Annotated in this window: 21 protein-coding genes and 1 pseudogene; 10 read left to right on the top strand and 12 right to left on the bottom strand. The window is 55.0% G+C overall.

Annotation, left to right across the window (positions count from 1 at the left end):
- Positions 1 to 94: 94 nt before the first annotated feature.
- A pseudogene (locus QOL82_RS27995) lies at positions 95 to 1,158 on the bottom strand (IS3 family transposase); the annotation flags it as partial.
- Positions 1,159 to 1,403: 245 nt separating this feature from the next.
- Between QOL82_RS27995 and QOL82_RS27990 the strand changes: the two are divergent.
- Positions 1,404 to 1,721 carry a hypothetical protein gene (locus QOL82_RS27990; protein WP_283445610.1) on the top strand — a complete coding sequence of 106 codons (318 nt, stop codon included), beginning with the start codon at positions 1,404 to 1,406 and terminating at the stop codon, positions 1,719 to 1,721.
- A gap of 239 nt (positions 1,722 to 1,960) precedes the next feature.
- On the opposite strand, the gene QOL82_RS27985 is transcribed toward QOL82_RS27990, so the two are convergent.
- A complete protein-coding gene (locus tag QOL82_RS27985) occupies positions 1,961 to 2,155 on the bottom strand; it encodes a hypothetical protein (RefSeq protein ID WP_283445609.1) in 195 nt (64 codons plus the stop codon).
- Positions 2,156 to 2,318: 163 nt separating this feature from the next.
- Between QOL82_RS27985 and QOL82_RS27980 the strand changes: the two genes are divergently transcribed.
- Positions 2,319 to 2,594: a hypothetical protein gene (locus QOL82_RS27980; protein WP_283445608.1), complete on the top strand. Its 276-nt coding sequence runs from the start codon at positions 2,319 to 2,321 to the stop codon at positions 2,592 to 2,594.
- 1,362 nt (positions 2,595 to 3,956) lie between these two features.
- Positions 3,957 to 4,322 (top strand): hypothetical protein, encoded by a 366-nt coding sequence (locus QOL82_RS27970; protein WP_283445607.1) that lies wholly within the window; start codon positions 3,957 to 3,959, stop codon positions 4,320 to 4,322.
- Positions 4,323 to 4,469: 147 nt separating this feature from the next.
- Here the strand turns inward: QOL82_RS27970 and QOL82_RS27965 are convergent, their stop codons facing one another.
- Positions 4,470 to 4,781 carry a LexA family protein gene (locus QOL82_RS27965; protein ID WP_283445606.1) on the bottom strand — a complete coding sequence of 104 codons (312 nt, stop codon included), beginning with the start codon at positions 4,779 to 4,781 and terminating at the stop codon, positions 4,470 to 4,472.
- Between the two features lies 1 nt (position 4,782).
- On the opposite strand from QOL82_RS27965, the gene QOL82_RS27960 reads away from it, so the two are divergent.
- Positions 4,783 to 5,934 (top strand): IS630 family transposase, encoded by a 1,152-nt coding sequence (locus QOL82_RS27960; RefSeq protein ID WP_283445605.1) that lies wholly within the window; start codon positions 4,783 to 4,785, stop codon positions 5,932 to 5,934.
- Between the two features lie 27 nt (positions 5,935 to 5,961).
- On the opposite strand, the gene QOL82_RS27955 is transcribed toward QOL82_RS27960, so the two are convergent.
- The 9 genes from QOL82_RS27955 to QOL82_RS27915 form a co-directional block, all read right to left on the bottom strand.
- Complete coding sequence (locus QOL82_RS27955; protein ID WP_283445604.1) at positions 5,962 to 7,218, bottom strand: sodium:proton exchanger; 1,257 nt, start codon at positions 7,216 to 7,218, stop codon at positions 5,962 to 5,964.
- A complete protein-coding gene (locus tag QOL82_RS27950; protein WP_283445603.1) occupies positions 7,218 to 7,697 on the bottom strand; it encodes a DUF6328 family protein in 480 nt (159 codons plus the stop codon). The genes QOL82_RS27955 and QOL82_RS27950 overlap by 1 nt, the downstream gene beginning before the upstream one ends.
- A 95-nt stretch (positions 7,698 to 7,792) precedes the next feature.
- Positions 7,793 to 8,122 (bottom strand): P-II family nitrogen regulator, encoded by a 330-nt coding sequence (locus QOL82_RS27945; RefSeq protein WP_283445602.1) that lies wholly within the window; start codon positions 8,120 to 8,122, stop codon positions 7,793 to 7,795.
- Between the two features lie 51 nt (positions 8,123 to 8,173).
- Positions 8,174 to 11,269, bottom strand: a complete 3,096-nt coding sequence (locus QOL82_RS27940) for an efflux RND transporter permease subunit (RefSeq protein ID WP_283445601.1) — start codon at positions 11,267 to 11,269, stop codon at positions 8,174 to 8,176.
- An 11-nt stretch (positions 11,270 to 11,280) separates the two neighbouring features.
- Complete coding sequence (locus QOL82_RS27935; RefSeq protein ID WP_283445600.1) at positions 11,281 to 12,528, bottom strand: efflux RND transporter periplasmic adaptor subunit; 1,248 nt, start codon at positions 12,526 to 12,528, stop codon at positions 11,281 to 11,283.
- 49 nt (positions 12,529 to 12,577) lie between these two features.
- Entirely contained in the window at positions 12,578 to 13,909 is a 1,332-nt protein-coding gene (locus QOL82_RS27930) for a TolC family protein (protein WP_283445599.1), read from the bottom strand.
- 473 nt (positions 13,910 to 14,382) lie between these two features.
- Positions 14,383 to 14,886, bottom strand: coding sequence for a signal peptidase II (gene lspA, locus QOL82_RS27925; RefSeq protein WP_283445598.1), 504 nt, complete (start codon positions 14,884 to 14,886; stop codon positions 14,383 to 14,385).
- The gene (locus QOL82_RS27920; RefSeq protein WP_283445597.1) at positions 14,876 to 15,814 is read right to left on the bottom strand and encodes a DUF3703 domain-containing protein; all 939 of its coding nucleotides are present in this window, start codon (positions 15,812 to 15,814) and stop codon (positions 14,876 to 14,878) included. The genes lspA and QOL82_RS27920 overlap by 11 nt, the downstream gene beginning before the upstream one ends.
- Complete coding sequence (locus QOL82_RS27915) at positions 15,811 to 18,792, bottom strand: heavy metal translocating P-type ATPase (protein WP_283445596.1); 2,982 nt, start codon at positions 18,790 to 18,792, stop codon at positions 15,811 to 15,813. The genes QOL82_RS27920 and QOL82_RS27915 overlap by 4 nt, the downstream gene beginning before the upstream one ends.
- 175 nt (positions 18,793 to 18,967) lie before the next feature.
- Between QOL82_RS27915 and cadR the strand changes: the two genes are divergently transcribed.
- The 6 genes from cadR to QOL82_RS27885 all read left to right on the top strand — a co-directional run.
- Entirely contained in the window at positions 18,968 to 19,432 is a 465-nt protein-coding gene (cadR, locus tag QOL82_RS27910; RefSeq protein ID WP_283445611.1) for a Cd(II)/Pb(II)-responsive transcriptional regulator, read from the top strand.
- Between the two features lie 688 nt (positions 19,433 to 20,120).
- Positions 20,121 to 20,465: a DUF3703 domain-containing protein gene (locus tag QOL82_RS27905; protein WP_283445595.1), complete on the top strand. Its 345-nt coding sequence runs from the start codon at positions 20,121 to 20,123 to the stop codon at positions 20,463 to 20,465.
- Positions 20,466 to 20,511: 46 nt separating this feature from the next.
- Positions 20,512 to 20,856 carry a cation efflux protein, CzcI family gene (czcI, locus tag QOL82_RS27900; protein ID WP_283445594.1) on the top strand — a complete coding sequence of 115 codons (345 nt, stop codon included), beginning with the start codon at positions 20,512 to 20,514 and terminating at the stop codon, positions 20,854 to 20,856.
- A gap of 88 nt (positions 20,857 to 20,944) precedes the next feature.
- On the top strand, positions 20,945 to 22,243 hold the full coding sequence (locus tag QOL82_RS27895; protein WP_283445593.1) for a TolC family protein: 1,299 nt from the start codon (positions 20,945 to 20,947) through the stop codon (positions 22,241 to 22,243).
- 8 nt (positions 22,244 to 22,251) lie between these two features.
- Positions 22,252 to 23,493: an efflux RND transporter periplasmic adaptor subunit gene (locus tag QOL82_RS27890; RefSeq protein WP_283445592.1), complete on the top strand. Its 1,242-nt coding sequence runs from the start codon at positions 22,252 to 22,254 to the stop codon at positions 23,491 to 23,493.
- A gap of 18 nt (positions 23,494 to 23,511) precedes the next feature.
- Positions 23,512 to 23,736, top strand: a 225-nt coding sequence (locus QOL82_RS27885; RefSeq protein ID WP_283445591.1) for an efflux RND transporter permease subunit, incomplete at its 3' end; no start/stop codon positions are given.

Here is a 23,736-nt window from a genome sequence, read left to right as displayed (position 1 = left end):
TATTGCCTCTTTGGAACGGTTTCTTCGCTCATCTCGACCTCCATGTACATAGAAATTAATCGATTTCTGCTGTACGTGGAACCGGGGCAAGGTCATACTCCTTGACCGCCAGCTCTGCGTCAGCCCGGGTGGCATAACGGTGGTGGTGGATCAGCTCGTTCTTCAGGCTTCCCCAGAAACTCTCCATAGGGGCATTGTCATAGCAGTTTCCCTTTCGTGACATGGACGCCAGCATGCCGAACTGTTTAACCAACTTGCGATAATCGTCGGCGCAGTATTGACTTCCACGGTCCGAGTGATGAATCAGCCCCGTAGCTGGCCGCTTGTGGCGTACCGCCCGCCACAAGGCTTGCGCCGTCAGGCCTTGCGTCATGCGTGCCCCCATTGCATAACCAACCAGTTCGCAGGTGAAGACGTCTTTAACACCAGCAAGGTAGAGCCAGCCCTCGTCGGTCGATATGTACGTAATATCGGTGACCCAGACCTCGTTGGGCCGCGTCGGCGCAAAGGTCTGATCCAGCAAGTTCTCTGCCACTGGAAAGTCGTGTCGTGAATTGGTGGTAGCCTTGAATTTGCGTTTTTGCTTGCAGCGCAAGCCCAGCTCATGTCGTAGGCGCACGATCCGATCACGCCCCGCTTCAAAGCCTTGCGCAGCCAGCTCCGGCTGCACGCGCAACGGTCCATAGGTTTCTCGGGTTTGTACGTGAACCGCCTTGATCGCCACCTTCAAGCGCTCGTCTTCCTGCACGCGCGGCGAAGGTGCACGATTGAGCCAGGCATAAAATCCACTGCGTGACACGCCAAAAACACGGCACAGCAATCCCATTGAATAGTCGAGTCGCACTGAGTTCATGAACGCGTACCGGGTAGCGACTCCCGAGCAAAGTACGCGGCCGCCTTTTTTACGACGTCTCGCTCCATGCGCGTTTCAGCCAGTTCCTTGCGCAGCCTGGCGACCTCGGCTTCCAATTCCGGAACCGTACGGCTGCCTGGCATCACCGTTCCTGCATTGCCGCGCTTGGCAGTGCTGACCCAATTCGCCAGCGTGCCCTTGGGCATTGCAATGCGCTGCGCTGCTTGTTCCAGCGACAGCCCCTGGGCCAATACCAGCTTGACGGCTTCAGCCCGGAATTCCGGTGTGTATGTCTTTGTCTGCATTCTGTGTTCTCCCTTTGATCAGTTTATCAAACGGGAGTGTCCGAAAAAGTCAGGCTAACTCATCATGTCTTGGCAACTCCTCGCCTCCATGTTCCTGCTGGCTTTTTTCCCGCTCACGGCCAAGAAGTCAATCGACGTGTTCAAGCAGCGCAAAGCCCACCCCCAGTCCAATATTGGATAGATAATCATGCGACCGCTAGTGGCAATTCAACCGATGTTATGAAGTGACCTCAAAGGAGATTCAAATGAAACAGACGCGCGTTTTGATCCTTGCCTCGGCCATTATCCTCGCTGGTTGCGCCTCCGTCGGCGCCCAGCCGGCCGCTGAAGACGGAATGAGAATGGACGGAATGATGGGAGGGTCTCACGGCATGATGAAAATGGATTCCAATAGCGACGGCAAGATTACCAAGGAAGAGTTTATGAAGTCACATGAGGCTATGTTTGACATGATGAAGGGAAAAGACGGCACGATCGATGCCGCGGGCATGGGCAAGCGATGTAACATGATGCATGGCATGATGATGGGTGCAATGCAAAGTCATGGCGGCATGCCGAAGTGAAATCCAGATAAATCAGGCTGATAACACGGGCTGGTGTACTGCTTGGTAAGTCACAGCAGTTACTGCGCACCCATTCAAGGCGAAGATCGCACAGCAAATAAAGCGCTTCATCCCTTGGGTGGGACCTTCCTCAAGCGCTTCGCGGATCCGGGCCTTCGCTTTTCGTAAGATCGCGTCGAGATTGGACCAGCAGCTTTCGACGGGGAGTAAAGTGGTGAATAAGGCGGCAGGCGAAGTGGTCAGGCTTTGACAACTTCACTAGTTGTCCGGATTCCGCTGACCTTGTCAACACCGAAGGTGTCGATTACGACAATGGCATCGGCCCCAAGCGTTAGCACCACCGCTTGCTCGACATACGCTAAGAACACGACTGTATTGGTCGCGCCCTTTACTGTCGTGACGGCGTCAAGCCCGGTGCAGTGCGGATTCATCATTCGTTGAGGCATCGATTACATTAAAACCACTGCATCCATGAGGGCAGGCACGGCGTATATCTATTACGGCCCGCCGCAATTGCAGCCAACGCAGTACCGGTGCATTGCAGTGGGATCGTGATCCGTACGTTGCATCCCGCACTTACTTCAATGGAGCATTCTCATGAACATTAAACAAATCGTTGCATTTTTAGCGCTGTGCGTTTCCGGGGCATCGGCTTTCGCTCAGTCCGCCGAGTTTACCGCGCCCGACGCCGGCTTCAAGTCCATGAAGTCGCGTGCGCAGGTGACGGCTGAAGTGATTGGGATACCGGGTGCAAAGGATGGCGTATATCCAATGATCACCACGCGCTCGACAATGAGCCGCGAGCAGGTGCGCAGTCACGTCGCGCCGACAGCTCGCAGGCAGAACGACGCTTTCGGCCTATATTTCGGTTAAGCCACAAGCGCGCCGGGCCGCGAGACGGCCGGGCGCGGCATCACCGTATTTTGTTGTTATCGCTCACCGGTATATGCGTCGGCAATTAGCACTACTCTGCCATGTCACTCGCGCTGATATATGTTTATCGGGGTGCCGCAATTAACGGTAGATTGTCGACACCGAATTTCAGCATTGGGTCGGGCAGCTGGTCGGCCTTTGCAGCCGTCTCTCGACTGGCCTATACCGAGGCTTGCGCGGCTTGGCTTGATGCCGAGCGTTGGGTGGCCATCTGAAGCGCTTGGTCGAGGCTAAGCCCAGCAGTTTGGGCTTGAGCAAAAGTGGATGCCAGCGCTAGCTCAAATAGTGCACCAATACGGAATAGATTGTGTGACTGGCCCGCAGGCGTCAGTGGCGTGTGGACATACAAAAAAAAAATTATTCTGTGGATTAGACGAATGCCAGCCTCGGCAAGATGCCGGCCGTTGAAGCAACACAGGGTCAGGTCAGATACGGAGTCGAAGCGTTCGGAGATATGGCGGGTCTGCGCCGGCATCAAGAGGAATGTCGCCCTGCGCGGCAGCAAGGACAATAGGAACAGCTGGCGCAGGGGCCGGGATAACGAAGGACACGAAAACTGGGGTAAGCGCCGGTGCTACTGCTAGATGCTCAAGCGCGAGCTGAGCACCCGACTGGAATTCCGCGCAGTGGACGGGTTTTACTTTCTCCATTTCCGCACATGGGATGGCATTAGTAGCCATCTAAATGACCATTTACTCCACTGGCGCTGGTGCCAGCTGTGGGCACACGTATGCAGCCATCGCCATTCCCGAGGTTAGAACAGTCATGACCAGGATGGAGGCTATCAGTCGGCAGAAGGATGAGACGGGCTGGCGCATAGGTTACGGCGATATATGATTTGCGTAGTGTAACCACAATTTCAATGTATAACGAATATTCTGCGCCTTACAGCCACGGAAAGGTCAAGCAATTTAAGGTTCAAATTTTTTCTTGCCTTGAATAGCGCGGATAATGTTAAAACTTCCCTGACTTGCAGTAACGCGTTGCTTCTACGTGCATGCTGGTGTGCTTGGCTAACACTATTACCCTCAATCGTATGACGCTCAAAAAAATTTCTCTCGCCTCGTAACATTATGCACTTGACTTTGTACCGGCTACCGGGTTTTAAATGGTGTTCGAAAGGCACGTGGGGAATATTAATGTATGAAACTTTGACGTGCGCGCAAAGCACCTGTGAGGTATAGGGGGAACACCCACTAATTAACGCCTATCAACCGTCGGCAAGAATATTAAAACGGAAATAAACTTCGTAGGACAAACTGAAAATATTAAAATGCAGTTTATAAATTTAAGGAGTCTGATATGAAAGCCTACTTTTATCAATCAACTGTTTTGATAACGAGTTTTGCTTTCTTAGCGGGATGTGCGATATCCGATCCGACCATAGGCCCTGACAGCCACGTGGGATACATCCAGCAGTTCTATTCTGCACAAAGATTACACTTAGATCCCCCGGCATGTTTCGCGAACTTGACGGAACAAGAAATTGCCACAGGTAAATATGTAAGGATACGGGTGCCGCATGGGCGGCGTAGTGAAAACATTTATGCGCGTGTTCCATCATCCGTCACGGCTTCGATCCATGACGAAGTGGAAGTGTCGCCCAAGCATTGCGAAAACGGCGTCATTCCAACTGTCGTACGCATCGTGAAACGTGACGCCAAGTAATTGCGTTTGTTTGTACGTACAAGTTCCCTCCTACGCAGTCATGTAGGCGAAGGCAACTGGCTTTGCTAACAATGGACTGGGCACACTGAACATAAAATGAATCACTAGTACCCCGTCTCAGGAAATTTGAAAGGTTGTCCTCGAAGTTCATTTGTGTCGCCGGAGAATGGGTAGTTTCTCGGAAGGCACGAGGAGTTGAATTGAGCGTGCCACGCCGGGCTGCCGCCGAATGAAGCCATGATGCTCCAGTAATTTGAGCATGTTATGAACACTGGGCGGGGTGACCTGGAAGAATTGCTGCATGTCGCGTTCTGCCGGCGCCTGGTTATGGATGGTCGTATAGGCATAAATGAACGCCAGGTATTGGCCCTGCAGCGAGGTCCATTCGGCCGAATCATGGGGGGCACTCGACATCGTTGGGGAAGTCAATCTGCTCTTTTGATGCAGAGGACTGTACACGATGAACGTTCGATATCGCGTGACGCTGAGTGAAGAAGAGCGCATGGCGTTGCAAGAAATGCTTGGCAAAGGCCGATCGCAGGTGCGCGAAGTCAAGCGCGCGCAAATTCTGCTGGCGGCGGACCAAGGGGCAAGCGAGGACGCCATTGCCAAAGCGGTGCGTACCAGTGCCGCAACAATTTATCGCACCAAACGTCGTTTCGTGGAGCAGGGTTTGGTAGCGGCGCTGCATGAGGCACATCGTCCCGGTGGCCGCCGCAAGCTCTCCGGCAAGGAGGAAGCCTTGCTCATTGCCACGGCCTGTTCGACGCCGCCCGCAGGACGGGCGCGATGGACGCTCAATTTGCTGGTAGACACGATGGTCAGCCTGACGGCACATGATTCGCTCAGCCGCGCGACCATCGGTCGCCGGCTTGCCGTGAATGATCTCAAGCCATGGCAGCACAAGATGTGGTGCGTGCCGAAAGTCGATAGCGAGTATGTCGCGCGGATGGAGGATGTACTGGACTTGTATGCCCAGCCACCTGATCCCAGGCGGCCGCTGGTCTGTTTCGATGAGAGTCCAACGCAACTGATCGGCCACGTGCGCGAAGCGCGGCCGGCAGCGCCAGGCGTACCCGCACGCATTGACTACGAATATGTGCGCAAGGGTACGGCCAACCTGTTTGTCCACTACGACGTTCACGCCGGCTGGCGTCACGTGGCAGTGACCGACCAACGGACCTCCTACCAGTTTGCGCACCAGATGAAGGAATTGGATGACCGGCACTATCCGCAGGCCGAGTGCATTCGGATCGTGTTGGACAACCTCTCGACACACACTGCTGCAGCGCTTTACGACACCTTCGAACCCGGCGAAGCACGCCGTATCCTGCGCCGATTGGAGTTCCACTACGTCCCCAAGCACGCCAGTTGGCTCAATATGGTCGAAATCGAGATCGGCGTGCTCAAGCAGCAGTGCCTCGCGCGCCGGATCGCGGAGCGCGAAACGCTCGAACGCGAGATTGCGCTTTGGCAGGCGCGTCGCAACCAGGCGGCCGCACGCATTCAGTGGATGTTCACCACAGAACGGGCGCGCGAAAAACTTAGTCGCGTCTACCGGCCACTGGCAATCATTCGTCAAGAGGTGGCAAAGAAACAAGCGACCGGATGAACCCTTCAAATTCCTTGAGACGAAGTACTAGCGCTTTGGCTCGTTAGACGACAACACCTTGTTGCGGGACAGTGCTACCACATCGCGGACTGTCTGAACAAAGGCCGGCAGGCCGACAATAAATAGCGCTGCGGCAAGCCCGAGATAGATCCATCCCAGCGTAGTGAGAGATGCAATGGCTCGAATGGCGTCATTACGGTATGCAAAGGCAAGAACCAATTGCACTATGAATAAAACGCCAAGCGACAAAGCCGACCATATGCTAAACCGCAGCCGAAGCAACAGCGCGATGCCAAACAGCGACTGAGCCGCTGTCAAAAAAAATTCTTCGTGCTGCCGAGCATCGAGTGGCAAAGCCATTACGCCAGAGGCACCTACACTCATGGCTAACGGCAGCATGCCGACTAATAACGTCCATTGGTTGATCTTGTCGCTGATCATGGCCGTCAATCCGCCGGCAGCACGGCCGGACAGGACAAACAAAATCGCTATGACGACGGTTGGGGCTTCACTGGCCAAAGGGGCGAGCCACTGGATAAGAAGGAATTCGTCGATGCCGAGTATTTGGCCGGACGCTACGATCGATTCGGCAAATGGCTCGGCCGACATTAAAATCACCACACCAGCGACCGCTGCCAAGCCCCCCATCCAAACCCACTGCGCACCTATTTCAAGCTGTTTCAACGCAGCGGCCGGACCGGGTTCGTCATCTTCGTCGTCTTCAGAATCGGCTTTAGGCATCTTGCCGACCTGCCATAGATAGCCGGAAAAAATGAGGATTAACACGACCGAATCAAAGAGGTCGATCCGGTTCTTTAACAGAATGCCAAATGCATACAGGCTAGCCAGCAGCAGAAACCCGATTTCAACCGTATTGACGTTGGCCAGCTGAATATGTGGTTCTCGGGTACGCCACCAGTGCAACGCTGTCATCAGCGGCCATGCCATGCCTACAAGAAGCCGGTTTGCACCGGTCATATTGGCAGCAGCATAATGCACATAATTCGATTGCGGATTTCGGCCGGCCTGAAATGCGTAGTACATATCTACGGCATACTCAGGCAGGACGGTGATTAAGGCTACAACCGCCAAGATCAGCCCTTGTGAGACCCGGCTTTCTGCCGTCTCGGCACCCCAAGACAGCATAAAGCCGGCTGCTAACACAGCTACTCCGAATACTGTCATAGCAATAATCGGGTGCAAATGCAAACCCATGCTGCGTACAGCAATTGCCGGCAACACGGCGGCAAACGCAATCGTGACTAGAAATAAAAATCGTTTCATTATTCTTCCCGGTCGGCATGCATAGTAGTTGACGACGACAACGTTTTTTGTAATGACCAAGGCAAGACCCACCACAGCACGACGACAAGCGCCGCAATCAAGCCAGCCACGACTAGGCCAAGCTTATGGCCGAAGACCTCGCTAATAACAAGATTAGCGCCCAATACCAATGCACAAGACAATGCCGCCGCACCGACAAGTATTTGGCGGGTCGCCATTTCCTTGAACTTTGTACGATTACGTAACGGTCGTACCATGCGGTGCTGCACCGCTGGTGCGGTAAATAAGATCAAGCTGAGAACCGAAAAAAGGAAGGTCGCTAGAAAAACCCATTTTTCTGACTGAACAATCTGCTTGAACCCCGCGCTAAACGGTAAGAGGATTAAAAATGCGGTAAAGAGTTGCGCGCCCATAAGCAAAACGCGTAGCTCGCTTAGCATTTCGCTCAAATCACTGTCGGATAAAGCAGCTTGATTCATGGATTTTTTTCACCTAAGCTAAGAAAAATGCCAGTTGTGCCGCCCCATAAGGCGAGCAAAAATATAGGAACAGGGGCAGCTAGTTTCTAATAGACTTATACGATGTATGTGGCACTTCCGATGTCGCTGACAAACACCCATCCCGGCCCGGGTTTTGCTGCTTGCGTAATCAAGGCTGCAAGCTCGTCTATCACTTCGTCCTCGCAAAACAGTTCCAGCTTGATTTCACCGACCACCGGCTCTCCGAGCGACAAAGAATATTGCTGTTGGATGACATCCAGGCTGCTGTAGAGCCGCTGTACATTTGACACCGTTATATTCTGGCAGCGCGTGCCAACGGTAATGTCACACAAGCCTGAATTACGCAATGCGTCAGTCACCGCATTGATACGGTGCGGCTGAAAAAATGCCTTGATCTGTTTCATCGTCGTCTCCATGAAGTGAAGCGTCGTTCATGTTGAACGACACCTCGGTTATCAAGCCGTCGTTCGAACCTTGCGGTCTTTGCGGTTCTCGACCCACTCGTAGAGCAGTGGCAGCAGCAGCAGCGTTAACGCTGTGGAAGTAAACAGCCCTCCGACCACAACGGTCGCCAATGGTCGCTGCGTTTCCGCGCCTACCCCGCTCGACAGCAGCATCGGCACCAGACCAAAGATGGCGATCGACGCCGTCATCAACACTGGTCGCAAGCGCAATGCTGCGCCTTCACGCACCGCGTCCCGCACGGACAGTCCACGTTCACGCTGCTCATTCAGAAAGGTTACCAAAACGATCCCGTTCAACATCGCCACGCCAAACACGGCAATGAATCCAATCGCCGAAGGCACTGACAAATATTGACCGGTGATGAATAGCCCAACCACGCCCCCAATGGTGGCGAATGGCACATTGGCAATGATCAGGGTCGCATAGGTCAAAGAATTGAAGGCGGTGTAGAGCAGGATGAAGATTAGTCCGATCGTGAGGGGCACGATAATGGCGAGCTTGGCCATGGCCCGCTGCTGGTTTTCAAAGGCGCCGCCCCATTCCATGACATACCCTTGAGGCAGTTTGATCTGCTGGCGGATCGCAGCATCCGCTTCTTTCACAAAGCTGTCTACATCACGGCCTTTGACATCCATCTGAATCACAGCGTAGCGCTGCAGCTGTTCGCGTCGCACAAAAGAATATCCTTCATCTACATCCACCGTTGCTATGTTACTCAAGGGCACCAACGCACCGCTATGCGTGCGAATCGGGATATTGCTGATGGCTTGCACACTGTCGCGGAACTGCGGCGCAAGCCAGACCTGGATATCAAAGCGCTTGGTGCCATCAATGACTGTGGAAACCGCTTTGCCCCCGATACCGGCCTGCACTACCTCCAGGATTTCACTCGCATTGAGGCCATAGCGAGCGGCAGCGTCCCGGTTGACCTGGATAACAAGTTGCGGCTTGCCTTTATTGGCCTCCAGTGATAAATCCGCGACGCCGGGCACTTTCTCCAACACTTCCTTAAGCTGCGCCGACAGCTTGTCGAGTCCGTTCAGATCTTCGCCATATACTTTCAGCGCCAAGGTGGCCCGCACACCGGAAATGAGCTCTTCGATACGCATTTGAATTGGTTGAGTGGCACCGATCACGGCTGTTGGCACGACCGTTTCAAGCTTCTCCTGCATTTCCTTTGCTAGTTTCGGCACACTGATCTTTTTAGGCCATGCCTCATGAGGCTTCAGGTTGACTAGTATCTCCATATAGTTGACGTCCGCCGTGTCCCCTTTTTCAGCCCGGCCGATCATGGCAATCGACGATGTCGTTTGCGGGAACTCCTTCAGCGCAGTTTCAATCTGCTGCGAAATTCGGATGGATTCGTCCAGAGAAGTCGAAGGAATGCTGGTGACCCGAAACATGATGGCGCCTTCCTGTAATTGGGGCATAAATTCCTTGCCAAGAAAGGGAATCAGCGCAAACGATGCCAGCAATGCAATGACTGCACCTGCAATAACTACTTTCTTGCTATCGAGTGCCCGATCCAGCAAAGGTAGATACAGCTTCTTGGCCCAACGGACGATGAACGTATCCTTTTCCACCTTCGGTTTTAGAATCAGCGACGCCAGCACTGGCACTAGCGTCAGCGTCAGAATGAGCGAGCCGACCATGGCAAAGGTGATGGTCAGTGCCATTGGCTTGAACATCTTGCCTTCCAGGCCGGTCAGCGAAAACAGGGGCAGGAACACTACAATGATGATCAGGATTGCAAATGCCACCGGGTTCATCACTTCGCGCGCCGCTTCGAGGATGACATGCGTCTTGTTGACATCCTTTCGGCCTGCGTGGTGCGACAGCAAACGGAAGCTATTTTCGACCATGACCACGGCGCCATCGACCATCATGCCGATGCCGATGGCAAGCCCTGCCAGCGACATCAGGTTTGCCGATAGTCCCCACTGTTTCATCAGGATAAAGCTGATTAGCATTGCCAGCGGTAGCGCGACGATTACCACCAAAGCAGATCGGACTTCCCCAAGAAACAGGAACAGGATGATAGCGACCAATACTGAGCCTTCTACCAACGCGCTCTCGGCTGTTTTGATCGCCTTATCGACCAAATCGGTGCGGTCATAGACGGGATTGAGCGTCACCCCCTGCGGCAACGTCTTTTGTGCAACCTTGATTTTTTCCTTGACCGCATCAACAACACCTTTGGCGTTTTCGCCAATACGCTGGAGCGCCAGGCCAAGCACGACTTCCTTGCCATCTTTGGTGACAGCGCCGGTACGCAACGATGGCGCTTCCTTGACTTCGGCGACATCCCTTACGTACACCGGGGTGCCGTCGCGTGTGGCCAGCACGACATTGCCGATATCCTTGACACTGCCGACCAATCCAAGGCCGCGCACCAGGTATTGTTCCTGCCCGATATTCAGATATTGGCCGCCGACCTGGCGATTGTTTTCGGTCAGCGTCTCCATCACGGACTTCAGGCTCAAGCCGTACTTGATGAGCTGGTTCGGGTTGATTAATACCTGGTACTGTTTTTCGTCGCCTCCCCACGACGTCACATCATCAACGCCCGCAGCGGTGCGCAGCTTTAACCGCACGTTCCAGTCTTGCAACGTGCGCAAATCCATGGTCGACATGTTTTTATCAGCGGTCTCGATGGTGTACCAAAAGACTTGCCCGAGGCCAGAACTGTTTGCACCTAAGGCTGGTTCGCCATAACCCTCTGGAATGCGCTGCTTTGCTTCCAACAGTTTTTCACTGACCAGGCGCCGCGCGAAATAGACATCAACATCATCTTTGAAATTGACGCTAACGTACGAAAGCCCAAACAAGGACACGGAGCGAATCGCTTCCACGCCGGCCAGTCCAGCCATGGATGTTTCAATTGGGGCCGTCAATAGCTTTTCCACATCCTCCGCCGCCAAGCCTGGCGACTCCGTATAGATGTTGACCTGCACTGGTGTCACATCGGGAAACGCATCTACCGGCAATTCGCGCCATGTTTTGATCCCTAGAAGAATAACAATCAGAAAAGCGACCAGCACCAGCACTTTGTAGCGGAGCGAGACATCAACAATTTTATCGAGCACGATGGCTTTCCTTATTCGGCGCTGATTTGCGACTTGAGCATCTTGGCCTTCAGCGCATAAGCACCGCTCGTCACAACGTTCTCGCCCGGCTGAACGCCTGATTTGAGTACAACGCGATTGCGCAACTTGTCCCCCAAGTCAACTGCACGCGCTTCGAATCCGCCTGCTTCCTGTACAAATACCGTAGGCTGACCTTGCACGAGGACGACTGCGGCATCGGGCAGCAGCATGGCCTTGGTGGCGCCGGCGGTCGCGATGGCAGCATCGGCAAACATGTCGAGCTTTAATCTGCCATCCGTATTAGGAACTTCGACCCGTGCGCGAATGGTGCGGGATTCCTTATCCATAACACTGCTGACATAGGTCACCTTGCCATTGAAATTTTCTCCGGGATAAGCGGCGACGGTAATGACCGCTGGTGCACCGAGCTTGACCTTGCCGATATCCTTTTCATAGAGATTGGTTTCAATCCAGACAGTGGACAAGTCTGCAATGCTGAACAAAGCCTTATCGGGCTGGGCCAACTCACCGAGCACTGCCTTTTTATCAATGATCATTCCGGAAAATGGCGCGGAAACCGCAAATACGGATACCCCGTCTCGGCCCGTTCCTTGACCGGCAACGCCCAGCGCCTGCCGCTTTTCACTGGCCGCGCGCAATACTGCCTTTGCCTTTTCAAAATCGGCGCGCACACGCAGATACTCTTTTTGCGCAATGATCTGGTCGGCGTACAATTTTTCTGCACGCTCCATGCTCGTCTTTGCCAGCGCTTGTTCGGTTGCCGCCTGGGCGTAAGCCGACTGCGCTTCGCCCACTTCAATACTGTCAATCAGCGCCAAGGCCTGGCCCTGTTTAACCTTTTCACCCTGGTTGACCATCACCTTCGTAACTCTGCCTGCCACGCGAGGCGCAACTTGGGCAAATTTATTCTGGTTCGCCTGAATTGTCGCTGTGACCACGATCTGTTCATTGACTTGCTGTTCCTCCATTTCAGCGACCTTAATGCCGGCAGCCGCCATTTCTTTTTCAGTCAGCGTTAATCCTTGCTCATTTTTTTTGCCTTCTCGCTCTGGAGCGGACGATTCACCCTTGGCAGGTTCCTTCGCGCTATGCGTTGATTGCTCCGTCTGTTCCTTCGAAGGATCCCCTTTTGACTCGGCATTATTGGATGATTCGTTTTTGCCGCAACCGGCGAGCATGGACATGAGTAGCACCAGCATGCCGATACGACGTAATTGAAAGTAGGTCATGGTGGTCATTGTGATAAAAGTGGCAAAAGAGGCAAAAAAGTTAGAGCAGGCAGCAATGTCATCGCGCCTCCTCAGGATCAAACCAGCCGGCCGCCTGGTATAAGGCGATTCGCGTCAGGCGCAGTTCGGTTTGCGCCTCGATCAAGTCGCGCCGACCGTCCAGTACCTGACGATTCACGACCAAAAGCTGAAATAGGCCAATTTCGCCGGCTTGTAGGGACTTGATGGACAGCTTCTGGTTTTCTTCTAGCGCGGGAAGCGCCGTTTGCTGCAATGCATCGACACGGGCATTCAGGCTCTGCAGCTTCTGCCAGAGTGCACTGACCGTTGCGTCCCCATTGCGCATCGCCGCTTGCCGTTCAACCTGCGTTTGGCTCAGCTCAGTCGCTGCACGGCCAATGCCTGCGGCATTTTGTCGAAAAAGCGGTAACGGTAACGAGACGGTGAGTGTAGTAAGGCGTTCACGTGCTGCCGTTGGGCCTTCCCTGCCGGACGCAATACCCACCGTCAGATCAGGATAGCGGGCGGCACGCTCCAGAGAGAGACGGCTCTGCGCTGCTTGTTCGCGGGCGTTAAGTCCGCGCAATGCTGGCCGCTCAGCGGCGCGTTGAAGCAGCATCTCGAGCGTATAAGTTGGCGCTGGAGTAATTAAGCTTCCTATAACGGCTGGAAGCGCGTTCGAAGGCAGTTGCAGTGCGGCGCTCAGTTCCGCCCGCGCCTGGAGAAGCTGTTCTTCCAGCACGCCGATCTGGTTACGGGCCCGTACCGCTTCCACACTGGCCAAGTTGCCATCGAGCCGACTATCTTCACCTGCCGCGACACGTTTTTTGACGGATGCGGCAGTATCTTCAATCAGCTTGGTTGCTTGTCGCTCGGTCGCAATGCGTTCCTGCAACGACAGCACTTGCACAAAGCGTCGCTCAACTTCTCTTCTTACTTCGAGCCGGGTGTCCTCAATCGATGCGTCGAGCGCGGTCAGTTGTTGGCGGGTTGCTTGTCGGCGGTATCCCTGCTGGCCTGCAATCTCAAAAGTCTGTTCGATTCCAGCGTTGCCTTCGCGTTGCCGTGACGAAGGCTGTCCTTCTTGCGGCACAGCGCGCTGCACACGCTCACCGAACAGCCTGGGATTATTCCACAGCAAGCCGCTGGCGTCAGTGGCCTCGCCCTCCACAGCGGCACGTTGCGCCTGAGCCCGCTGCAAATCGACGTTTGCAGTTTCTGCCCATTGCCATGCCTGGGCCAGTGTCAGCGGCGGCGAAGAAACGACACTTTCCGTCCCTGAGACGACGTTCGCATTGATGGGATAACCGCTGCCAATTTGATCAGCGTGAGAAACAACAGGAATAACAAACAATGCCACCAACAGCGACGGCAAGATAACAACATGCATTGGGCTCTCCAGACAAACATCAAGAATGTTTGGCGAGAGACGAAACGCGCTTACGCGCGTAAAAATAAAAAGGCTGCTCCCGCCGACTTAGCCGGGCGCCCGCCAATTTGGCCGCAAAGGGCCATCTGGGATAGGAGAGCGATAAAAAGAAGCCTCTAACTGCGTAGGTGTCTCTCGCATTTGCACCAATGACGGCATCACCGGAAAGCAAAGGACCGCCGCTGCCAAATGGCAAGTGCAGGAAGCGCTGCAGATTTTGCTGCTATCCTTTTTCGGTAGAGACTGATCGGAGTCAGCCCCCTTAGCCTCTGGCTGCCAATCACCTTGTATGGTCTCGCTTGTTTCCTCTTGACCGAAAGCAGTAATCGCACCCCATGACAGCTGGACAGGCAATATTGCCAACAAGAAAACAAGGATAAGGCGTTTCATCGTTGTTATTTTACTGCAGAATTTCAACCTATACCTTTGTCTTCCTAGCAATGCCCACGTCTACTAGTGAGTACCATTAGCAGGGCACCGCAAACGATTCCGATATCTGCAACGTTGAATGCCGGCCAATGCAAGCCGCCTAAGTGAAAATCGAGATGGTCGACGACATGGCCACGCAGTAAGCGATCGACCGCGTTCCCGAGCGCGCCGCCCAGGATCAGACTGTAGGCCACTACCTCCAAGGCCGGTCGGGGCTTGCGCAGTTCGAGGGTCAGCCAAATGGAAACGCCGAATGCGAGCGCAATGAAGAAATAACGCTGCCAACCCCCGGCGTTGGCTAGAAAGCTGAAAGCGGCGCCGGTATTCCATACGTGCACTAGGTTGAAAAAACCAGTCAGGGGTATGGATTCTCCATACGGCATCAGCGTTGATATGGCAGCCTTGGAAGAAACATCAAGCCCGAGCACCGCCACGGCGAGCAACCACCAACGTCGGGGTTGAGCACGGGACCGAAAGGGTTGGCCGGACTGGATTAGGTTATCGATCATATTGTTTTTCTAAAATCTCTTTCAGTCCGATTGGTATCGGCATCGGTCGGAACGCGCTTACATTCGCATCCCCAGTATTGCCTAAAGGCAGCCTCCCCATAAGGTGTCCAATCGGGACCAATGCAAGCCGCAAAATTTGGCCGCGGATTGCTCGCCAAGCCCGGCATCTGTATGCGAGTCGCAGCATCCACCAATGGCTCAGTAAATGCGGCCAGAACAGGCACTGTCCAAGCACATGGGCATCCTGAAGCAGGATACGCATTTGGACCCATTCGCCGGCTGCATAAGCCTTCTTCGCTTGATCTATTATGCCGTCAAATGCAGAGCGTATCGACGTTACATTGCGGCCTATCGCTGACGGCCGGACACCCTGCCGGGCAATCATTCCGGAAAGAATGCCGATCAAGCCGCCAGCCACCACGTCGGCGGGAAAATGGGCGCCTGCCGCAATCCGGGACCATCCCACCCACACGACGAAAGTCAGAAGGAGCGGACGAATCCTTGGCTTTACTAGTGGCCAAAGCACGACCGCGACAAGCGTCGTATAGACTACGTGACCACTTGGCAAGCTATAGACATCGTGTGGAGTACTGATCAGCCGCACCTCGCTGCCTAACACTTTCAAAGGCCGTGGAAAACCAAACGTCACTTTCAATATCCCCGCGCTTAGCCATGCGGACAGAAAGCCGACGATCAAGCGCCGGCCTTGCAGGCGCAACTTGGCGGCAACGAGAAAGTCACCGCGCTGAGCGCGATTGTGCGCCAAGAGCACGAGCACGCAGAGTAGCAGTGGCATGCCCCAATAGCTGCCGGCGGTGCTTCCAGCATAAGCCAACGGCGTCAAGAGCTTCCCGACGCTGTGGTTGATTGCCTGGAACAGTGACAGGTTAAGACCGCCCCAATCGTAAAGGACCTCTTTGACAGTCATTTTCGAAGCAGACGCAAACCATTGAACACAACCAGTAAACTGGCTCCCATGTCAGCAAACACAGCCATCCACATGGTCGCTTGGCCAGTAAAGGTCAGTACCAGGAACACCACTTTGATCCCAAGTGCCAGTACGATGTTCTGGGTGAGAATCGCAGAGGTGCTGCGTGAAAGCCGAACAAACGCAGGGACCTTACGTAAATCATCATCCATGAGCGCGACGTCGGCTGTCTCAATGGCCGTATCGGTGCCTGCAGCGCCCATTGCAAATCCAATGTCGGCTTTCGCCAGGGCTGGCGCATCATTGATGCCATCGCCTACCATTCCGATGGTTGCACCGTCTGCTGAAAGCTGTTCGATGGCCCGCAACTTTTCTTCCGGCAGCTGGTTGCCGCGCGCGTCGTCAATGCCGACTTCGCTTGCAATCGCCTTGGCAGTATGCACGTTGTCGCCGGTCAGCATCATGGTTTTGATGCCGAGTTCATGCAGTTCCGCGATCGCCTGCTTGCTTGTTTGGCGTACCGTATCAGCGACGCCAAAGATAGCAAGGACCTGATCAGATGATCCAAGCATGACGGCTGTGCGTCCTTGGCGTTCTAACGTTTGCAGCTTGCCTTCAAGCTCAGGTGTTACCTGTCCGCGCTCCCCAGCCAACCGTTGGTTGCCTAGCCAATAAGGTTGACCGCCGATGGTTCCTTCGACACCGCGCCCCAACAAGGCACGGAAGTTGTCAACATCACTGTGTGCGGCAGACTCGGCATCGCCATAGACTGAGATAGCATGCGACACCGGATGGTCAGAGCGCCCCGCCAAGCTCGCTGCAACTGACAGAATAGCGGCGTGGTCGGCTCCCAAAGGAAGATATTCGGTGACGCTCGGTTTGCCGACCGTTAGCGTTCCGGTTTTATCCAACGCGAGCCAGGTAAGCTTGCGTCCCTGCTCCAGGTACACACCGCCCTTGATTAGGATGCCCTTGCGTGCCGCTGCGGCTAGGCCGCTGACGATGGTCACTGGCGTCGAGATCACCAAAGCGCATGGGCAGGCGACCACCAGCAGAACCAGCGCCTTGTAAATCCAGTCATACCACGGCTGGCCAAACGCCAGCGGCGGCACCGCCGCCACCAATACGGCACACACAAATACTGCAGGTGTATAAATCTTGGCGAACTGGTCGACAAAGCGCTGCGTGGGTGCGCGGCTTCCCTGTGCCTCTTCTACTGCATGGATGATGCGTGCCAGAGTCGTGCTGTCGGATCGTGCGGTGACTTCGAATTCAAAGGAACCTGCCCCATTGATTGTGCCAGCGAACACAGGATCGCCAACACTTTTCTCAACCGGAACGCTTTCGCCGGTAATTGGCGCTTGATCGATCGTCGACTGGCCGTTGACCAACTTGCCGTCCAACGCAATACGCTGACCCGGGCGAACTCGAATCATTGCACCAAGGGGAATTGCCTTCGCCCCCATTTCCACCCAAGATCCGTCGCCCTGCCGCACCGTCGCAGTTTCCGGCGCCATGTCCATCAGTCCTCGAATGGCGTTGCGGGCACGGTCAAGCGATTTCTGCTCGATTACTTCTGCCAGCGCAAACAGGAACATCACCATTGCCGCTTCCGGCCACTGCCCGATCGCCATGGCGCCAGTGACCGCGATCGACATCAGGGCGTTCATGTTAAGATTGCGGTTACGGACAGCGATCCAGCCTTTCTTGTACGTATCCAATCCGCCCGACAGGATCGCTGCCAGCGCCAGCGCAATCACAATCCAGTTATTGCCCCCGCTAGCCCAATGCACAACCTCCGCCGTGACTGCCGTAACACCGGACACGGCCATCGGTAGCCAGGATGTGGTTGATACCGGCTTGGACTGCGCGCCATCCTCACCTACTGCCAGCAGTTCCTTCGTTTCCGGCTCCAATCCGATCTGCTTTAATGCTTCTTTCGCCGCATCGAGCGCATACGGCGCATGTGTCAGCGTCAAAGTCCGCTGCATGAGGTTGAACTGCAAATCGTCTACACCCGGCATTCCTTGTAGCCTCTTGCGGATCAGCGTTTCCTCGGTTGGGCAATCCATCTTGGAAATGAGCAGCGTGGTACGCAGCGCGCTTCCTTTCGCCGGCATTTCCTGTGCCTTCATGCCGACCGCGGCTAGCACCTTCACCAATGGCACGGTAGAAGGAAGTTCATGGGACACCTTGAGCGTGCGTTGCACCAGATTGAAATCCAATGCCACGACACCCTGTATCTTTTTTAAGCTATTACGAATCAATGCCTCTTCGGTCGGACAATCCATGTTTTCTATGCGGAATACCGTCTGCTTGGCTGCGGCAGCGGATCCCTCCGGTGCCAGGAGCGGCATTGTAGTGTCGCATCCGCATGAGGCGGAAGGGGCTTGGGGCGGACAGCCACTCGACGCCCTTGCTATTGGTACGGATTGGCAGGTTTCGCCTGCCGTCACCACTGATGTAGTGGGTTTAGGTGCGAAGCCGATTTCATCCAGTGCATGCTTTGCCGCTTCTAGCGCTTCTGGGGTATGTGTTAGCGTCAGTGTGCGTCGCGTTAAATCGAACTGCATTTCTTCTATCCCCGCCATTCCCTGCAGACGACTGCGGATTAGTCCCTCTTCCTTGGGGCAATCCATGTTTGGAATGAGAAGCGAAGTTCGGGAATCGCCTACTTCGCTCTCCAGTTCCCGTGAATGCATCCCGATAGCGGACAACGCCGCCATCATCGGCGCTGTCGAGTCAAGCGCATGGGTGACCCGGAGCGTGCGCCGACTTAGATCGAATTCAAACGCCGCGATCCCTGGCATTTGTTGCAGGCTGGTGGAAATGAGCTTTTCTTCAGACGCGCAATCCAGATTCTCGATGAACAATAGCGTCTGTTTGTTAGCGACGGCGCTCGCGACTGGTTCAGTCACGAGCGTGCTGCAGTTGTCACTGCATCCGTTGGCTGATGTATTGGATATCGGGTTATTCATGCTAATCCCTAAAAAAACTGACATTACAATGATTAGAAACCATGAAGCCACTACAGAGTCAAGCAGTTGTAGATGGCAAATCGGGGAAAACGTCTTTTCCAGCCTTTCGCCCCTTAAAGTCTACAGTTACTATATAGTTAGCGAACAAAAGGAGAGGACTGTGCTTCAAGGAAAAATTAAGATCGGTGAATTGGCGAAACTTACCGATTGCCAGGTAGAGACGATTCGTTACTATGAACGAGAAGGCTTGCTACCCGAACCATCCCGTACCGAAGCCAATTACCGCCTGTACGGCGATGAGCATATCGACCGGTTATCGCTTATCCGTCGCTGCCGGTCGTTAGACATGGCGCTCAACGACATCCGGACCTTGCTCCGATTTCGGGACGCGCCCGAAGAGAATTGTGGTGAAGTCAACGTGTTGCTTGACGACCATATTAACCATGTCGCTGAGCGCATCGCTAGTCTGGAGGCGTTGAAAAAGCAATTAAAGAGTTTGCGCCGACTCTGCAGTGCATCCCAAACGGCGAAAGACTGCGGGATCTTGAACGACCTGGCTGTCGAAGCTAATGTGATCAAACCCAATCCTGTTGCAGCGTCCGCTTTATGTCGGCCGGGTGCTCGTACGCAGTCCAAGTGATAACGACCAGGTCGCATAGTGTTCTTCTTACTTGTTTTAAGCCAATGTGCACCCAATTATCAGCGTTCATCAGCCGTTAAAGTCCTCCCATTTGCTCTATTTGCTCTATTTGTTAAGACCGTTGACGGGTAATGACCAACGCTTTCGAAGCATGCAGTTTTGCTATGATAAAAGTATTTATCGTACAAATAATGGCTGAAATTACACACGGAAGCCGAATAGGTGCCGGCTAATAAATTCGTTCACGCCTCCTGTTACCAAAAACCTGGTACACGCACTTGAACTTGTAGAAACAAACTAAGAGCCACCGCTTTAAAGGTAATATGAATGAGACCAAGAAAGGCTACGTTCCAGGAGCCCTTGTCCGGCGCATGCCGCAACAGCGAGCATACTCAAATATGGACTTGTTAAGTAGTAGCCATGCTAATTTTTGCTTATCGGAACGGCAATTCGAACATGCGGGCGGTATGACTATGCATTCGCAATGACATGATTGGGAACGCAGCGGGACTTTCAGCGCGTCTTCGGCACTGGAACCGGTTGGCCCGATAACGTCGTGGCGGCTGTGATGGGCGCCCTTGGGCTGACAGCTGCACGCTCGGTGATTGCTCACGCCCGAAGCGAGATGCAACTTCTCCCAGTCGCCTCGCGCCAACGCGTGACCGTCGAACTGAAGTGGAGGTAAGCCGTGACTCCTGCACTCAAGGATGCCTTTGAACGCGAGATGGCTGAAGCCAAACGTCTCTACCGGGCCGACCGGCAAGACCACGCGTTCAAGCACCTCGAAACCGCCCACGTCCTTGGCCAACGCCATGTTATACCCCATATTCGCACGCACTGGCTGATGCTGGAAATTGGCTTGCGCCCGCGCTCCGCAGTGGAGGTCTTCGGTCAGGCTGTCCGCATTGTTCTGGGCGCGCTGGCTTCCACCGTCGGCGTGGTTCCGGTTGGCAGTACGGGTGGCACGGATATCGGCATGTTCAAACGGCTGCCTATTGCCGTTGAAATCGCGCATATCGTTGATGAGAGATGAAGGTCTGCCGGAAAGCCGAATAACCACGGGTGCTATGATTCGTATCGTGAAAAAACTGCTTCTCATCTTCCTGCTTTTCGCTCTGCCGTTCCAGTATTCCTGGGCAGCGGTGGCCGTGTATTGCCAGCATGAGAAGACACATACCTCACATTTTGGCCACCACAGTCACCAGCATGTGGCACAAGCGGAGAAGTCCAGTGAAAAGAACAAGCTGGCAACGCTCGATGATGACTGTGGCTATTGCCACCTGTCGTGCCAGGTAACGCCCACATCTGTCACACCTGAGCTGACCGTGCCGCAGGCTCTCGCGCCGCCAGTGCTTCAATTCATCTTGTTTTCCTCCTACTTTCCCGAGGGTCCGAAGCGGCCCGATCGCACGCTCGTCGCTTAACGCGGCGAGACGCTCTGCCACATTCATTCAATCTGCAGTACTGAGGTGACGTCTCGTCGAATTCCATCCTGTTTACTTGGAGAATTCGATGTACAAGTTGTTATTGCCACTGACGTTGGTGGCATCCATTTTTCTTCCGGCTGCCGCGCAAACGCTGGATTTGCCACGCACCGGAGACATGGCTCAAGCGTCACCTTACCGCCCGGCCAAAGCTCCGGAGCCATCCGGGCCACTCACTTTGCAGTCTGCATTGGCATTGGCGCTGAGCGCCAATGCGGAAGTGTCGGCTGCGCGGTATGAACTGGCCGCTGTCGAGGCGTCCGTTGTGCAAGCCGGCGCATCGCCGAACCCTTCGCTCGGCGTGCAGATGCAGGACACCCGGCGCGATACGCGCGAAACGACCGTGCAGCTTAGCCAACCATTCGAGCTAGGCGGCAAACGCGCTGCGCGTATCCAGGCAGCCGAGCGCGGCCGTGACGCTGCGGGTGCCGAACTCGGTGCCAAGCAGGCCGAGGTCCGGGCCGCTGTCATTTCATCGTTCTTCGACCTGATGACTGCGCAGGAACGCGTGCGCCTGGCGCAAGAGTCGGCTGACTTGGCTCAGCGCGCCTCGACAGTCGCTTCTAAGCGGGTTATCGCCGGCAAGGTATCCCCGGTTGAGGAAACGCGGGCACGCGTCGCGGAAACAGGCGTGCGGCTCGAGCTGCTGCAGGCGAGAAGTGACCTGACCTCTGCCAGGAAGAGGTTGAGCGCGATGTGGGGCAGCTTGACGCCGCGTTTTGAGCGCGCTGAGGGTGAGATTCAGTCTTTGCCGGCACTGCCCGATCCAGCCGCTTTGTCAGCAGGCTTGGTCAGTTCGCCAGCCTTGGCTCGCGCCCGCTTTGAGGTCGACCGGCGGCAGGCGCTGGCACGGCTCGAACGCAGCCGCCGCACGCCGGACGTGACAGTCAGTTTGGGCGTGAACCGCAATGAAGAACTGGGACGCAACCAGGCCATTGTTGGGGTCTCTGTCCCGCTGCCCATCTTCGACACGAACCGCGGCAATGTTCTTGAGGCGCTGCGACGCACTGACAAGGCCCGCGACGAACTGGCCGGGATTGAGATCCGTCTAGGCAGCGAGCTTGCTCTAGCAATTGAAAAGCTGAGCACTTCCCGCCAGGAAGTCCAGTCACTTCAGCAAGACATCCTGCCGGGGGCACAAAGCGCCTATGAAGCCGCAACGACCGGCTTCGAGTACGGCAAGTTTGGCTTCCTCGACGTGCTGGACGCCCAACGCACCCTGTTGCAGGCCAAAACCCAATACCTGCGCGCTCTTTCGGAAGCGCACCGCGCCGGCGCCGAAATCGACCGCATTCTCGGCGAGCCGATGGCCGCCACCAGCCATTAGACATCACCATGAAAACCAACTTAACAAAAAAGCAGTTTTTGTCCATCGCCGCCATCATCGTGATTGGCGCTCTCCTTGGCGTACTGATTTTGACAAAAGGTAGTGCGCCGGTAGCCAAAGGGAAGGAACAGGGCCATTCGGAAAAGCAGGGCCACACCGAGAAGCAAGCTAACGCTGGCCACAAAGTGGCCAAGGCTAACGAACATGGCGGCGAAAAGCGTAGCAAGGTTGTCCTCGATGAAGCCCAGATGAAAGCGGCCGGCATCTTAGTCGGTAGTGCCGGTCCAGCCAAAATCAGCACCGTGGTCATGCTTCCCGGCGAAATCCGTTACAACGAAGACCGGACCGCTCACGTCGTGCCACGGCTTGGCGGCGTCGTCGAGAGCGTGCGAGTCAATCTGGGCGAGAACGTCAGAAAGGGCCAGGTACTAGCTGTCATTGCCAGCACCGGCTTGTCCGAGCAGCGCAGCGAGTTGCTGACTGCTCAGAAGCGCCTGTCCCTTGCGCGGACAACCTACGAGCGCGAGAAGAAGCTCTGGCAAGACAAAATCTCGGCTGAGCAAGACTATCTGCAAGCACGCCAGGCGATGCAGGAAGCCGAAATTGCCGTGCAAAACGCCCGGCAGAAGCTCGACGCCCTAGGCGCGAGTGCCACAAGTGCGGGCGGCCTCAACAGCTATGAGGTGCGCGCTCCATTTGACGGCCTGGTCATGGAGAAGCACATCTCCTTGGGTGAGGCGGTCAAGGAAGACGCAAGCATCTTCACAATCTCGGACCTGTCGACCGTCTGGGCCGAAGTTTCTGTCGCAGCGAAAGACCTGAACGCGATACGGGTGGGTGAAAAAGTTACGGTCAACGCAACAGCCTTTGATGCAAAGGCAACAGGAACCGTTGCCTACGTCGGTTCGCTCATAGGCGAGCAAACCCGCACCGCCAAGGCCCGCGTCTCCCTGGCTAACCCGAACATGGCCTGGCGCCCGGGCCTATTTGTCAATGTTGAAGTCGTCTCTGGCCAGACTGAAGCACCGGTCGCTGTTGCTGCAGAGGCGGTCCAGACCATCGAGAACAAGCCGACGATCTTTCTCAGCGTGCCGGGTGGCTTTGTCGCCCAAGAGGTTTCCTTGGGCCGGAGCGATGGCAGGGTGGTCGAGGTGACCAAGGGGATCCAGGCAGGCGCTTCCTATGCCAGTACGAACAGTTTCATCCTCAAATCTGACCTGGGCAAAGCCAGCGCAGAACACGAAGACTGATGCGAAAGGATACTCATCATGTTTGACCGCATCATAAAGTTCGCCATCGAGCAGCGATGGCTCGTCATGCTTCTCGTCGCCATGCTGGCCGCGTTGGGAATCTATAACTACCAAAAGCTTCCTCTGGACGCCCTTCCGGACATCAGTTTGACCTTGCCCCGGTTCCACGTACAGCAGAAATCGATTAATTTCTATGTACATGGAGGTCGAGATGAGCGAAGAAACCGTTCCAAAGAGGCAATA

Origin of the sequence: Noviherbaspirillum suwonense (assembly GCF_900182955.1) — a bacterium.
Lineage (GTDB): Bacteria > Pseudomonadota > Gammaproteobacteria > Burkholderiales > Burkholderiaceae_D > Noviherbaspirillum_A > Noviherbaspirillum_A suwonense.
Note: the sequence above shows the minus strand (reverse complement) of the source record. Positions and strands in the feature narration are given on the sequence as shown.